Source organism: Enterobacter sp. SES19, assembly GCF_011765665.1.
Lineage (GTDB): Bacteria > Pseudomonadota > Gammaproteobacteria > Enterobacterales > Enterobacteriaceae > Enterobacter > Enterobacter pseudoroggenkampii.
The window spans coordinates 1,174,241-1,187,137 of sequence record NZ_CP050320.1; the positions used below are offsets into that span (position 1 = coordinate 1,174,241).

The window sequence follows — 12,897 nt, forward strand, 5'->3', positions numbered from 1 at the left end:
GAGACAGGGGTAGGACGTGAAAGACGCGTCATCCGCTTCAGGCCATGGTAGCGCCGAAGCCTCGTCGGATCAGAATCCGACGCTGCAACGTGGTTTGCAAAATCGACATATTCAGTTAATTGCCCTTGGCGGCGCGATCGGTACCGGGCTGTTTCTTGGTATCGGCCCCGCTATTCAGATGGCGGGCCCGGCGGTACTGCTGGGGTATGGTATCGCCGGGATTATTGCCTTCCTGATCATGCGTCAGCTTGGCGAGATGGTTGTTGAAGAGCCGGTTTCAGGCTCCTTCGCGCACTTTGCTTATAAATACTGGGGCCCGTTTGCAGGCTTCCTGTCCGGCTGGAACTACTGGGTTATGTTCGTGCTGGTGGGGATGGCGGAGCTGACCGCCGCAGGCATCTACATGCAGTACTGGCTGCCGGATGTCCCGACGTGGATCTGGGCGGCGGCCTTCTTCATCATTATTAACGCCGTTAACCTCGTCAACGTCCGCCTGTATGGCGAAACCGAGTTCTGGTTTGCGCTGATCAAGGTACTGGCGATTATCGGCATGATCGGCTTTGGCCTGTGGCTGCTGTTCTCCGGCCACGGCGGCGAGCGCGCCACGATCGATAACCTCTGGCAGCACGGCGGCTTCCTGGCGACCGGCTGGAAAGGGCTGATCCTCTCGCTGGCAGTGATCATGTTCTCCTTCGGCGGATTAGAGTTGATTGGCATCACCGCCGCGGAAGCGCACGACCCGCATAAAAGCATTCCAAAAGCGGTTAACCAGGTGGTATACCGTATTCTGCTGTTCTACATCGGCTCGCTGGTGGTGCTGCTGGCGCTCTATCCGTGGGTGGAAGTGAAATCCGACAGCAGCCCGTTCGTGATGATTTTCCACGATCTGAACAGCAACGTGGTCGCCTCGGCGCTGAACTTTGTCATTCTGGTGGCGTCTCTGTCGGTCTATAACAGCGGCGTTTACTCCAACAGCCGTATGCTGTTTGGCCTCTCCGTGCAGGGCAACGCGCCGAAGTTCCTTACCCGCGTCAGCCGTCGCGGCGTGCCGGTAAATTCCTTGTTCCTTTCCGGTGCCATTACGTCGCTGGTAGTGCTAATCAACTACCTGCTGCCGAAAGAGGCCTTTGGCCTGCTGATGGCGCTGGTTGTCGCCACGCTGCTGCTTAACTGGATCATGATCTGCCTGGCGCACCTGCGCTTTCGTGCCGCGATGCGCCGCAAGGGACGCGAAACGCAGTTCAAAGCGCTGCTTTACCCGGCGGGGAACTACATCTGTATCGCTTTCCTGGGGCTGATTCTGGTGCTGATGTGCACCATGGATGAGATGCGTCTCTCGGCGATGCTGCTGCCGGTGTGGGTGATCTTCCTGTTTGTGACGTTTAAGCTTTCCCGCAAAAAGTAGCACGTTTTTCACCCTCTCCCTATGGGAGAGGGCCGGGGTGAGGGCACCAGACCGCACTTACCTTCACGCCCGGGTGCCTACACAGATTACCTGGCAATGACCCCCGACAGGGCGCGAATATCGTTCCCGGTCGGGGACTGGTGAATACGCAACCCAAATTCATCCACCACCGCGAAAATATGGTCGAAGATGTCAGCCTGAATCTCCTCATATTCTGCCCAGACCACCGTATTGGTGAAGGCATATATTTCAATCGGCAAACCATTCGCGTCAGGTGCTAGCTGACGCACCATCAGCGTCATATCTTTGCGAATGCGCGGGTGGTTGCGCAGATATTCGTTCAGGTAGGCGCGGAAGGTGCCGATATTGGTCATCTTGCGCAGGTTTAGTACCGATTCCCCTTCACCGTTCTGCTGATTCCACAGGTTAATTTCCTCATGACGTGCGGCCAGATAAGGCTTCAGCAGTTTCGCCTGAATGAGTTTCTGCTGCTCCTGCTCGTCGAGGAAATGAATACTGGTGGTATCAATATTCAGGCTGCGCTTAATACGTCGCCCGCCGGAGGCCGACATGCCGCTCCAGTTGATAAAGGCGTCGGAGACCAGGGCCCACGTCGGAATGGTCGTAATCGTATTATCGAAATTGCGTACTTTCACGGTGGTCAGGCCGATATCCGTCACCGTGCCGTTGGCGCCGTATTTAGGCATCTCCAGCCAGTCGCCGAGCTTGAGCATGTCGTTGGCGGAAAGCTGAATACCCGCCACAAGTCCGAGTATCGGATCTTTAAACACCAGCATCAGCACGGCGGCCATGGCGCCCAGACCGCTTATAAGAATCGCCGGGGACTGGCCGATGAGCAGGGAGATAATCAATATCCCCACCAGGATGGCGCTCACCAGCTTGATGCCCTGGAAGATCCCTTTCAGCGGCAGCTGTGACGCGGTGGCCATTTTCTGCGACAGATTGAAAATCACGTCCAGCAGCGAGAAGAAGGAGAGCAGGGCATAAACCATTACCCACAGCCTGGCGCAGGTAGTGAGAATTTCCGCCGCTTCGCTGCCTTTTTGCAGCCACAGTACCGCCTGGACGTTGACAATTATCCCCTGCAGGGTAAAGGCCAGACGGTGAAATAATTTATTCTGGGTGATGATCTGCAGCCATAAATGGCTGCTGGCCTGCGCGCGTTTTTCGAATGCGCGAAGCACCCCTTTGTGCAGAATAAAATGAACGATGATGGCGGTCAGAAAAATAATACCAAAGATAATCACTAAAGAGGTGGTGTGATTAATTTCAATGCCTAACTCTTCAACCTGAGCAATCAATTCCTGCATAACGTCTCCTGTATTTTTGCAGCCCCATAATGGCGGCTGCGGATCTATTATGCAAATTCACGAACTTATTTGGCGGCCTGGCAGACCTTTACCACCGGCAGGCACAGGCTATGGCGGATGCGCAGCGTCGCCAGAGCCAGCACCACCATCATGGCCGTTTCCACCATCAGGAAGACGTTAATCGCCTGGGTGTAATCCCCGTGATGGTTTTGCAGCGCGTGCAGCAAGATTGCGCCAAAAATGGCCGGGCCAAGACCCAGCGCGGCCTGCTGCAGCGTGCTTAAAATAGCGCTCGCGGCCCCCGCGTCGTCAGGCTGAATGTCGCGCATCCCGATGCGGTAGAAGCTGTTCACGATCAGCGCCTGCCCGTAGCCCACCAGTCCGGTGGCGGGTGCCAGCGTCAGGGCGGTATTCTCCATGCCCCAAACGCGGAACGTGGCGATCAGCGCCAGCAGGCCGGTAATCTGGATCGCCAGACCCGTCAGCAGGATAGTGCTGGTGCTGTAGCGGGCAATCAGCCGCGGCGCGAACCACGCCGAAACAAAGTAGGTCACGCCCAGGGCGATAAAACTGTTCCCGGACTGCCACGGCGCCATCCCCAGACCGGTTTGCATGGTCAGGGCCATACAGAACATAAACCCGGACCAGACGCTGAAAAAAAGCATCGCAATCAGAATGCCAAAGCGCACGCTGCGAAGCGCAAGCAGGCGCGGCGGGATCAGCGGGTGGGCATTCTCACGCTCTTTTTTGCGCGCATTCAGCGCCATCAGCCAGGCCAGCGGGACCAGGGCGAGCAGCATCGTCTTCAGCGGCCAGGACCAGTGCCACTGCGGGCCGAGCGCCATCGGGAACAGCAGGCAGCAAAGCATGATGGCCAGCAACACGGTACCCGGCCAGTCGATGCGTGACGGCGTCTCGCGACGGGTTTCCGGTACGAAGCGGCGGCTCAGCGCCAGCACCACCAGACAGATCGGCACGTTGATAAAGAAGGCGTTACGCCAGCCCAGCCCGGCGATATCCGCCGACACCAGCCAGCCCCCGCCCATCTGCCCGACGATAAACGCAATCCCGCCGATGCCGCCGAACAGGCTGATGGCTTTTGCATGCGCCGTACCTTTCAGCGTCACGTGCAGCGTGGCAAGAATTTGCGGCATGATCAGTGCGGCACCCGCACCCTGAACGATGCGCGCGGCGAGCAGCTGTTCAATGTTCCCCGCCATTCCGCACAGCAGCGAGGCCAGACCAAAGCTCGCCACACCCCACATAAACAGACGGCGACGGCCAAAATTATCCCCCAGCTTGCTGCCGAGCGCGAGGCAGACGGCAAAGGCCACGCCGTAGAGCGCGACGATCAGCTCCAGCTCGGTGGCGGTAGCGTGCAGTGAATGGGTAATGGCGTCCAGCGCCACGTTGGTGATTGAGGTATCAATCATCGGAAGCATCTGGCCGGTTAACAGCAATATCAGGCCAGCGCGACCCGGTGAAACAACTGACGTATTCATGGTAACTCCATTGCGTCATTCAACAGATGGTCGTAGCATCTACCATCAGATAAACGGGTACCAGTTCTTGTTTATACTGGTACTGGCACTACCATGCAGGGGGATTTATGGCGCTGATGTCTGAACCCGTCGTCTCACTTCAGGATGACACCCGAAAACAGCTGGGGGCATTTTTACGCGCGCGGCGTGAAAGTCTCGATCCGCAGCGCTTAGGCCTGCCGCGCAGCGGTCGCCGCCGCACGCCCGGTCTGCGCCGGGAAGAGGTGGCGATGCTCGCTGACGTGGGCGTAACCTGGTATACCTGGCTTGAGCAGGGCAGGGACGTCAATCCGTCCAGCGCGGTGATGGCGGCCGTGGCAAAAGCGCTGCAATGTACTCCGACCGAGGCCCGGCATCTGTTTGTGTTAGCGGGTTTGCCGCCGGGTGAAGCGCCGCAGGCGGTCTGCTGCGAGGGCATCAGCGAAGGCACCCGACGCCTGCTGGATACGCTGATGCCAAAACCTGCCAGCATCCAGAAGCCCAATTTCGACATCGTGGCGTGGAACGACAGCTTCGGCCACCTGATGGGTGTGGATTTCAATGAAATCCCGCCGGAAGACCGCAACTGTATTTACCTGTTCCTCACGCATCCGGCGTGGCGCGCGCGCCTCGGCAGACGCGACGACGTGCTGCCCATTTTTGTCTCCTATTTCCGCGCGGCGATGGCCGAGCACCGGGGCGACCCGCTGTGGGAAGCCAAACTGGCGCGCTTCTTTGCGGTGTCCGAAGAGTTTAAAACCCTGTGGCACCAGCGTAACGACGTGCGCGGCGTGGAGAACCAGCTCAAGCTGTTTACCCATCCCGAGCTGGGGGAGTTTACGCTGCAGCAGATGTACTGGTATTCCGCGCCGCGAAACGGGTCGCGTTTGCTGGTGTATCTGCCGGTAGATGAGGCGGGGGAGAGGGCGATGGCGTGGCTGGCGGCGCAGGGGAAATAGTTTTTTGCGAGGGGCTTTCAGGGAGTAAGAGCCGATTCTGCTAAGTGGATGAGACAGGTGTAAGGTGGGTTTAACTTAGCCAGTCGACTGAATCGACATCATTTCGATGAGGTGTTAAGTCGTCTATACTCACGCCATGAGAAACCACCATGTCGCCACTGATGATTGATTCCGCAGATTTCAGCCAAAAATTAGGCCTTATCTCCCGAAACGTGGAACATACTGAAGCGTTTCTTGCGCGGGGCACGGTGGATTTTCATCTGCCAGGATTTATGCTGCCGGTGGGATATCGCCTGTTAAAATCGCGCTACGGTGATGAATATCGTCTCGTCACCACCGACGACGGAAAACCCTATACGGCGTATGCCGTTAAGTTGACGTTTCATAAAGAAATTACCTTTCCCCACGGGGCTGCGACACAGGTTATGGTCTGGCGTACGCCACGCGCTGTCCATCAGCGGGTAATAAGTGGATTACCCCAATCTTTCTTCCAGTGGGTGCTAAGCGAATACGACATTGTGGTCTCTGACAGCGAACAGACTGGCGACGGACAGCGGTTTTGGTTACGCATGATCGACTGGGCGTTCAGTATGAATTATCGGATAAGCGTGGCTGACGGTACGGTAGGAGAAGAGTGGCACTTAACACCGGTGAGTTCATACGCCGAGTTGGAGGAGCGCTGGATTGCGTTTGCCTGGGGATACGATCGCGACGTGCATCCACATCGCAGGTTAGTCATCAGTAAAGCGTAACGGGCCGCACAGAGCGGCCCGTGTTGATTAGCACTCAGTCACAATCGTGCTCAGCGGCAGGCGAGATTTCGGAAGCGTGGCGTTGAAATCTTCCACGCTGTGATGCCCAACCGGCACCACCACCAGGCTGGTGAAGCCCTTCTCTTTCAGGCCAAACTCTTCGTCGAGGATCGCAGCGTCGAAACCTTCGATCGGTACCGCGTCCAGGCCCATTGCACCCACGCCCAGCAGGAAGTTGCCGACGTTCAGGTAAACCTGCTTCGCCATCCACTGGTCGTCATCTTTCAGATCCACGCGGTGCATGTCGGCAAAGTAGGTACGGCCCTTATGGTTCGCGGCTTTGGCTTCCGGGGTGTTGAAGCGACCGTCGGCTTCTTCCTGATCGACAACGCGCTCCAGCCAGGCATCGTCCATCGCGGTTTTCGCGCAGAACACCACCACGTGAGATGCATCCAGCATTTTGCGTTCGTTGAACACATAGGTGCCTGCCGCGGATTTCGCCACCCGCGCTTTTCCTTCCTCGGTGCTGGCCACAATGAAGTGCCACGGTTGGGAGTTGGTGCTGGACGGGCTGTACTGCAGCAGGGTTTTGATTTTTTCCGCTTCTTCCGCGGTCAGTTTTTTGCTTGCGTCGAACGCCTTGGTGGAGTGGCGTTTCAGGGCGACAGAAATGATATCCATAACAACTCCTGGTGATGAAATTCGCCCGCTCGCGGGCGCGAAAGGAAAGCAGATTACCGCGCGAAGCGGCAAAAGATAAGTGCAATTCGAGCGCTTAATCTGTTCGTCTCAGACGAACAATCAGACTGGCCTAATCCACTTCTGGTCTTTTTTCGGCAGCTTATCCACCACCAGATGCCAGGAGTCATTAATGAGGTCGGTAACCAGTTCCGGCGTCACGTCGTCAGTGCCGTAAAGGGAAATCCAGTGCTTTTTACTCAGATGGTAGCCGGGTTCTACCCCGCGGTAGATCTGCTGGTTTAACAGTGATTTCTCCGGGTCTGACTTCAGGCTGACGTGCGGCCGCCCGTGCGCGACGGCCACAATCATGAAAATTTTTCCGCCCACTTTGAAGACGTCAAACTCCGGCCCGAACGGCCAGCAGTGTTCGGTGAAGGGCAGTTCCAGGGCCACACGCATAGCGTGCTCCTGTAAGGCTTTACTCTCCATTGGCGTCCTCATACGCAAGCCCGCGCCACATCACCTCAAAGCCGAGCGCTTTAAAATCAACGGCGCGGGACGGATCGCGGGTGGCAAATTCCATCGTGCTTTCAGCCAGCGATAAGAAAAGTGCATCGCCAAACGTTTTAAATTCATCCGACATAAACACCGGGCGCACCGAGCGGCGGCACAGCTCATGGAGTTCCGGGAACATATCTTTCACCGCCTGTTCAGTTTCGACGCTCAGCTTTTCACTGACGCCAATCTGGCGGATCGCCGCATGAGAAACGGGGTTACGTATACCCCAGTCCACATAGCTGTTCCAGATATTGCGGGTATGTTCTTTAGGCAGCGTGATGGTGCGATCGAGGTTCGCCAGCATGGTCTGGCAGAGATCCTGCTTCAGATGCACATAGAGGGCATTCAGCAGATCGTCTTTCGTAGCAAAGTAGCGGAACAGGGTACCTTCGGCGACGCCCGCCTTACGGGCAATGAGCGCCGTTGAGGCGGCGATACCTGACTGTGCAAACGCCGCCGTTGCGGCTTCCAGTAAGGCCTGTTTTTTATCTTCACTCTTCGGACGTGCCACTAAATTGTTCCCCCTGTCAATGATTAAAACCCTGATTGAAACACGTGCTTTGACACGCTGCAACGCGGAATGTCAAAGATCGAAAACGTCTTGACGACTTTATCATCATATCTATAATGAGTGCTTACTCACTCATAATCAAGTTTACCCTGCGCACGCTATCGGATGGGGCGCGTTTTCGGGTCAGGATATGAAAAAACCTCTCTTCATCTGCGTGGTGTTAATCATGATTATTGCTTCAGCCGCGAGTTTACCGTTTGTTCTGAATGCCGGATTCGGCCAGCCGCCGCAGGGTGAGCAGCTCACTGAAGTGGAGGCCTCCCCTCAGTATCGCGAGGGGAAATTCCACAATACGCTGCCGACGCCGGGTTATAACGGTGACAAAAACATGCTGGTCGCAATGTGGGAGTTTCTGACCAAAAAAACCGAAAACGCCCGCCCGGCCCGGCCGCTTCCGCTGGTGAAAACCGATCTTGCGAGCCTGCCGCTGGAGCAGGACACCCTGGTGTGGCTCGGTCACTCCTCGTGGTACCTGCAGCTCGCGGGCAAACGGATCCTGATTGACCCGGTTCTTGGCAACTATGCCGCGCCGTTCTCGTTCCTCAATAAGGCCTTTGCCGGCGAGTATCCGTGGCGCGCTGAACGCATGCCGGCGATCGACCTGCTGATTATCTCGCACGATCACTACGATCATCTGGATTACGCCACCATCAGGGCACTACTGCCAAAGGTGAAGCGCGTGGTGACGCCGCTGGGCGTGGGATCCCACCTGCGCTACTGGGGAATGAAGCCTGAGATTATTGACGAGCGCGACTGGAACCAGTCGGTACGCATCAGCGATGAATTGACGGTGCATGTTCTGCCAGCACGTCACTTCTCCGGGCGCGGCATTAAACGCGATCGCACCTTGTGGGGCAGCTTTATGTTCGTCACGCCAGAGCAGAAGGTTTACTACAGCGGGGATTCCGGTTACGGCCCGCACTTTAAGGCCATCGGCGAGCAGTTTGGTGACGTGGACGTCGCCATTATGGAAAACGGCCAGTACGACCAGGACTGGAAGTACATCCACATGCTGCCGGAGGAAACGGCGCAGGCCTCGGCGGATCTCAACGCGAAAGCCGTGGTGCCCGGGCATAACGGACGCTTCGTGCTGGCGAAACACGCCTGGAACGATCCGCTGATCCAGCTGGCAAAAGCCAGCAAGGATAAAAATTATCGGCTGCTGACGCCGGAACTGGGCGAGCCCGTCAGGGTAAGCGACAGCGCACAAACCTTTCGTGCGTGGTGGGAATAATGTTTAAGCGAGAAGCAGAGGGGGACAGCAGTATGACCATTTCCGCTCAAGTTATCGACACTATCGTCGAATGGATCGACGACAATCTGCATCAGCCATTACGTATAGAAGAGATTGCCCGCCACGCGGGTTACTCGAAGTGGCACCTGCAGCGGCTGTTTATGCAGTACAAAGGGGAGAGCCTGGGGCGTTATATCCGTGAACGTAAGCTGCTGCTGGCGGCGCGCGATCTGCGAGAATCCGACGCCCGGGTGTACGATATCTGCCTGCGCTACGGGTTTGACTCGCAGCAGACGTTTACCCGCATCTTCACCCGTACGTTCAACCAGCCGCCGGGTGCGTACCGTAAAGAGAACCATAGCCAGACACATTAACCTGTCGCGTGCAGGCCGGGTAAGGCGTAGCCGCCACCCGGCTTTTTTGTGAGCTCAGGACGCGAGTGAAAACCAGCGTCGCCAGACGAAACGCAGCACGAAGAATTCAATCGCCCCGAGCAGTAAAAACCACACGCAGAACAGAATGGTATAGAGCTGGTTAAGATCGACCATATGAAAGGTCTGAACCAGCTTCTGCGCCAGCACCAGCCCAAGCGAAGGCGCAGGGAGCAGCAGGCACGAAAGCAGGGCCAGCAATAAAATGCCGCCTGCGGTGAGCAGCGATTCTAGCGGGTGTTTCATCGTAATGTTAATCGTCAGTTAAAAATGTCATTGTCCGGCATTCTGTAACGTAAAGCAATATCAGCCCCGCTGACCTTTTTGAATAAAACAAAGACATTATTACTGCGCACAAATAACAACATACGACCCGGCGTTTATATTAATATCGCGTTATGTAAATAAACGTCTGAATCAGGAAAATAATTTTACAAATGTATAGGTGCTATAACCAATTAACGTGGCAATAACAATGGCCGCGATAACGTATAACACCAGTCTGCGCCTGCGATAAATACCCCACATGGTTCCCCCTCGTTTAGTATTGGTTTAGAAATATTTTGTAAAAATCAGGTCATCGAAATAGTTTTAATCAGTTTTGAATAACCGAGAAGTCATTATATTGCGGTAGATCAATTTTACCCGCAAGACTTTAAAATGAATTTATTTAAGCCCGAAAGGAATTCAGGCTTCAGTTCACCGGATATTGAAGGAAAAATACGATGACCGAAAAAAAATTGTCCCCAAACATGCCGCCTTCCGGCGGGCTGGCATACCAGCAGACCGCAGAGCAGGTGCTTGCGCACGCGCAGAGCCAGGCCAGCGGTCTGGATCGTGCGGAGGCGCAGGCGCGTCTGCAAAAAACAGGGCCGAACGCGCTGCCGGAGAAAAAAGGTAAACCTGCCTGGCTGCGTTTCCTGGCCCATTTTAATGATGTGCTGATTTATGTCCTGCTGGCCGCCGCCGTATTAACGGCAATAATGGGCCACTGGGTGGATACGCTGGTTATTTTAGGCGTGGCGGTAATCAATGCCTTAATTGGCCATATTCAGGAAAGCAACGCGGAAAAATCCCTGAAGAGTATTCGTAATATGCTCGCCAGCGAGGCGCGCGTTATTCGTAACGGTAACCATGAAACAATCCCCACAACTGAAATAGTCCCGGGCGATATTATTGTATTACGCGCGGGGGATCGTATTCCGGCGGATATGCGTTTAATTGAAGCGCATAATTTACGCGTGGAAGAAGCGATTCTGACCGGTGAATCCACCGTGGTGGATAAACACGTTAATCCGCTGAGCGGTGAATTACCGCTGGGCGATCGCACCAACATGGTCTTCTCCGGGACGACCGTCAGCGCGGGCGGCGGCATCGGCGTGGTCACCGCGACCGGTCAGGATACGGAACTCGGCCACATCAACCAGATGATGGCGGGTATCGAAAAGCACCGTACGCCGCTGCTGGTGCAGATGGACAAGCTGGGGAAAGCGATCTTCGCGATTATTCTGGCGATGATGGCCGCGCTGTTTGTCTTCAGCCTGGCGTTCCGTGAGATCCCAATGGGCGAGCTGCTGCTCTCCCTGATTAGCCTGGCGGTCGCCTCCGTACCGGAAGGTCTGCCGGCCATTATCTCCATCATCCTCTCCCTGGGCGTGCAGGCGATGGCGCGCAAGCGGGCGATTATCCGCAAGCTGCCGACGGTTGAAACCCTGGGCGCGATGACCGTGGTCTGCTCGGATAAAACCGGTACCCTGACCATGAACGAGATGACGGTTAAAGCCATCATTACCGCTGACGCCTGCTACCGCGTGGACGGTAACAGCTACGAGCCGGTGGGCAACATATACCTGGAAGGCAGCGACGAGCCGGTGCAGATCCAGCCGGGCACCGTGCTGGAGCAGTACCTGCGCACCATCGACCTGTGTAACGACAGCCAGCTGATTCAGGACGATCGCGGGCTGTGGGGCATCACCGGTGGGCCGACCGAGGGCGCGCTGAAGGTGCTGGCGGCGAAGGCTAACCTCGAGCCTGTCGTGACCACGCTGGTTAACAAGATCCCGTTTGACTCGCAGTATAAGTACATGAGCACCCACTACCAGATTGGCGGTGAGGAGCAGATCCTGATCACCGGCGCGCCGGACGTCATTTTCACCCTGTGCGCCGAGCAGCAGACCCGCAACGGTGCGGAAGCCTTCAACCGCACGTACTGGGAAAGCGAGATGGAGCGCTATGCGCGTCAGGGGCTGCGCATGGTCGCCGCGGCGTTCAGGCCGGCGAACGGCGAGCAGGAGCTGACGCACGATGACCTGAGCCACGGCCTGATCTTCCTTGGCATCGCAGGGATGATGGATCCGCCGCGTCCGGAAGCGATTGACGCGATTAACGCCTGCCAGCAGGCGGGGATCCGCGTGAAGATGATCACCGGGGATCACCCGCAAACGGCGATGAGCATTGGTCAGATGCTGGGGATCACCAACAGCGAGCAGGCGGTTACCGGCTACGAGCTGGAGAAGATGGACGACGCCGCCCTGGCGGACGCCGCGGTGAAGTATGACATCTTCGCCCGTACCAGCCCGGAGCATAAGCTGCGTCTGGTGAAAGCGCTGCAGGACAAAGGCGAAATCGTTGGCATGACCGGTGACGGCGTGAACGATGCCCCGGCCCTGCGTCAGGCGGACGTGGGCATCGCGATGGGCATCAAGGGTACGGAAGTGACCAAAGAGGCGGCGGATATGGTCCTGACGGACGATAACTTCGCCACCATCGCCAGCGCGGTGAAAGAGGGGCGTCGCGTTTACGACAACCTGAAGAAGACCATCCTGTTCATCATGCCGACCAACCTGGCGCAGGGGCTGCTGATTGTGATTGCGCTGCTGGCGGGGAACATCATTCCGCTGACGCCGGTGCTGATTCTGTGGATGAACATGGCCACCTCCGCCACGCTCTCCTTCGGCCTGGCCTTTGAGGCCGCCGAGCGCAACATCATGCGCCGTCCGCCGCGTCAGACCGGGCAGCACGTGATGGACGCCTACGCCGTCTGGCGAGTGGCCTTCGTCGGCACCATGATTGCCATCGCCGCCTTTGCGCTGGAAGCCTGGCTGGCCCCGCGCGGTCACAGCGCGGAGTTCATCCGCACCGTGCTGCTGCAGATGCTGGTCTGCGCCCAGTGGGTGTACATGATTAACTGCCGCAACACTGAAGGGTTCTCCCTCAACCGCGGCCTGCTGGCGAACAAAGGGATCTGGCTGGTGACGGGCGTGCTGTTCCTGCTCCAGGCGGCGATTATCTACCTGCCGTTTATGCAGATGCTGTTCGGCACCGAAGCCCTGCCGCTGCGCTACTGGTTTGTGACCCTGGCCGTTGCAGGCGTGATGTTCTTCGTCGTCGAAATCGAGAAGCGACTGACCCGCAGGTTCCGTAAGTCTGCATAACGAAAACCTTACCCCTCACCC

General features: G+C 56.8%; 12 protein-coding genes. 6 read left to right on the forward strand and 6 right to left on the reverse strand.

The genetic code is table 11. From position 1 onward, the window contains the following. Window positions 1–16: 16 nt before the first annotated feature. Window positions 17–1,405 (forward strand): phenylalanine transporter, encoded by a 1,389-nt coding sequence (pheP, locus tag GXP72_RS05500; RefSeq protein ID WP_048991439.1) that lies wholly within the window; start codon window positions 17–19, stop codon window positions 1,403–1,405. 86 nt (window positions 1,406–1,491) lie between these two features. Here the strand turns inward: pheP and GXP72_RS05505 are convergent, their stop codons facing one another. Both GXP72_RS05505 and GXP72_RS05510 read right to left on the reverse strand, forming a co-directional pair. Further along, window positions 1,492–2,736 (reverse strand): mechanosensitive ion channel family protein, encoded by a 1,245-nt coding sequence (locus tag GXP72_RS05505; protein WP_024906897.1) that lies wholly within the window; start codon window positions 2,734–2,736, stop codon window positions 1,492–1,494. A 65-nt stretch (window positions 2,737–2,801) separates the two neighbouring features. After that, the gene (locus tag GXP72_RS05510) at window positions 2,802–4,238 is read right to left on the reverse strand and encodes an MFS transporter (protein WP_048991438.1); all 1,437 of its coding nucleotides are present in this window, start codon (window positions 4,236–4,238) and stop codon (window positions 2,802–2,804) included. Between the two features lie 107 nt (window positions 4,239–4,345). Between GXP72_RS05510 and GXP72_RS05515 the strand changes: the two genes are divergently transcribed. Beyond that, on the forward strand, window positions 4,346–5,215 hold the full coding sequence (locus tag GXP72_RS05515) for a helix-turn-helix transcriptional regulator (RefSeq protein ID WP_090417935.1): 870 nt from the start codon (window positions 4,346–4,348) through the stop codon (window positions 5,213–5,215). A 149-nt stretch (window positions 5,216–5,364) separates the two neighbouring features. Next, window positions 5,365–5,967 carry a hypothetical protein gene (locus tag GXP72_RS05520; RefSeq protein ID WP_024906900.1) on the forward strand — a complete coding sequence of 201 codons (603 nt, stop codon included), beginning with the start codon at window positions 5,365–5,367 and terminating at the stop codon, window positions 5,965–5,967. A gap of 27 nt (window positions 5,968–5,994) precedes the next feature. Here the strand turns inward: GXP72_RS05520 and nfsB are convergent, their stop codons facing one another. The 3 genes from nfsB to GXP72_RS05535 all read right to left on the reverse strand — a co-directional run bounded on the left by nfsB (window position 5,995) and on the right by GXP72_RS05535 (window position 7,717). Continuing rightward, on the reverse strand, window positions 5,995–6,648 hold the full coding sequence (gene nfsB / locus GXP72_RS05525; protein WP_024906901.1) for an oxygen-insensitive NAD(P)H nitroreductase: 654 nt from the start codon (window positions 6,646–6,648) through the stop codon (window positions 5,995–5,997). A 120-nt stretch (window positions 6,649–6,768) separates the two neighbouring features. Continuing rightward, a complete protein-coding gene (locus GXP72_RS05530; RefSeq protein ID WP_024906902.1) occupies window positions 6,769–7,137 on the reverse strand; it encodes an MmcQ/YjbR family DNA-binding protein in 369 nt (122 codons plus the stop codon). Continuing rightward, the gene (locus tag GXP72_RS05535) at window positions 7,127–7,717 is read right to left on the reverse strand and encodes a TetR/AcrR family transcriptional regulator (RefSeq protein WP_024906903.1); all 591 of its coding nucleotides are present in this window, start codon (window positions 7,715–7,717) and stop codon (window positions 7,127–7,129) included. Before GXP72_RS05535 ends, GXP72_RS05530 begins: the two co-directional genes overlap by 11 nt. Window positions 7,718–7,907: 190 nt before the next feature. On the opposite strand from GXP72_RS05535, the gene GXP72_RS05540 reads away from it, so the two are divergent. After that, on the forward strand, window positions 7,908–9,011 hold the full coding sequence (locus GXP72_RS05540; RefSeq protein WP_090417926.1) for an MBL fold metallo-hydrolase: 1,104 nt from the start codon (window positions 7,908–7,910) through the stop codon (window positions 9,009–9,011). Between the two features lie 32 nt (window positions 9,012–9,043). Then, window positions 9,044–9,385, forward strand: a complete 342-nt coding sequence (locus tag GXP72_RS05545; RefSeq protein ID WP_010428317.1) for a RamA family antibiotic efflux transcriptional regulator — start codon at window positions 9,044–9,046, stop codon at window positions 9,383–9,385. A 54-nt stretch (window positions 9,386–9,439) separates the two neighbouring features. Here GXP72_RS05545 and GXP72_RS05550 read toward each other — a convergent pair whose 3' ends face one another. Next, entirely contained in the window at window positions 9,440–9,688 is a 249-nt protein-coding gene (locus GXP72_RS05550; RefSeq protein WP_013097677.1) for a DUF1158 domain-containing protein, read from the reverse strand. A gap of 479 nt (window positions 9,689–10,167) precedes the next feature. On the opposite strand from GXP72_RS05550, the gene GXP72_RS05555 reads away from it, so the two are divergent. After that, window positions 10,168–12,876, forward strand: coding sequence for a cation-transporting P-type ATPase (locus tag GXP72_RS05555; protein WP_090417923.1), 2,709 nt, complete (start codon window positions 10,168–10,170; stop codon window positions 12,874–12,876). Window positions 12,877–12,897 lie beyond the last annotated feature (21 nt).

Bases quoted from the DNA above. Each gene is read 5' to 3' on its own strand.
- nfsB (WP_024906901.1), bottom strand. From the start codon at position 6,648: ATGGATATCATTTCTGTCGCCCTGAAACGCCACTCCACCAAGGCGTTC.
- GXP72_RS05530 (WP_024906902.1), bottom strand. From the start codon at position 7,137: ATGGAGAGTAAAGCCTTACAGGAGCACGCTATGCGTGTGGCCCTGGAA.
- GXP72_RS05520 (WP_024906900.1), top strand. From the start codon at position 5,365: ATGTCGCCACTGATGATTGATTCCGCAGATTTCAGCCAAAAATTAGGC.
- GXP72_RS05515 (WP_090417935.1), top strand. From the start codon at position 4,346: ATGGCGCTGATGTCTGAACCCGTCGTCTCACTTCAGGATGACACCCGA.
- GXP72_RS05540 (WP_090417926.1), top strand. From the start codon at position 7,908: ATGAAAAAACCTCTCTTCATCTGCGTGGTGTTAATCATGATTATTGCT.
- GXP72_RS05550 (WP_013097677.1), bottom strand. From the start codon at position 9,688: ATGAAACACCCGCTAGAATCGCTGCTCACCGCAGGCGGCATTTTATTG.
- GXP72_RS05555 (WP_090417923.1), top strand. From the start codon at position 10,168: ATGACCGAAAAAAAATTGTCCCCAAACATGCCGCCTTCCGGCGGGCTG.
- GXP72_RS05505 (WP_024906897.1), bottom strand. From the start codon at position 2,736: ATGCAGGAATTGATTGCTCAGGTTGAAGAGTTAGGCATTGAAATTAAT.
- GXP72_RS05510 (WP_048991438.1), bottom strand. From the start codon at position 4,238: ATGAATACGTCAGTTGTTTCACCGGGTCGCGCTGGCCTGATATTGCTG.
- GXP72_RS05545 (WP_010428317.1), top strand. From the start codon at position 9,044: ATGACCATTTCCGCTCAAGTTATCGACACTATCGTCGAATGGATCGAC.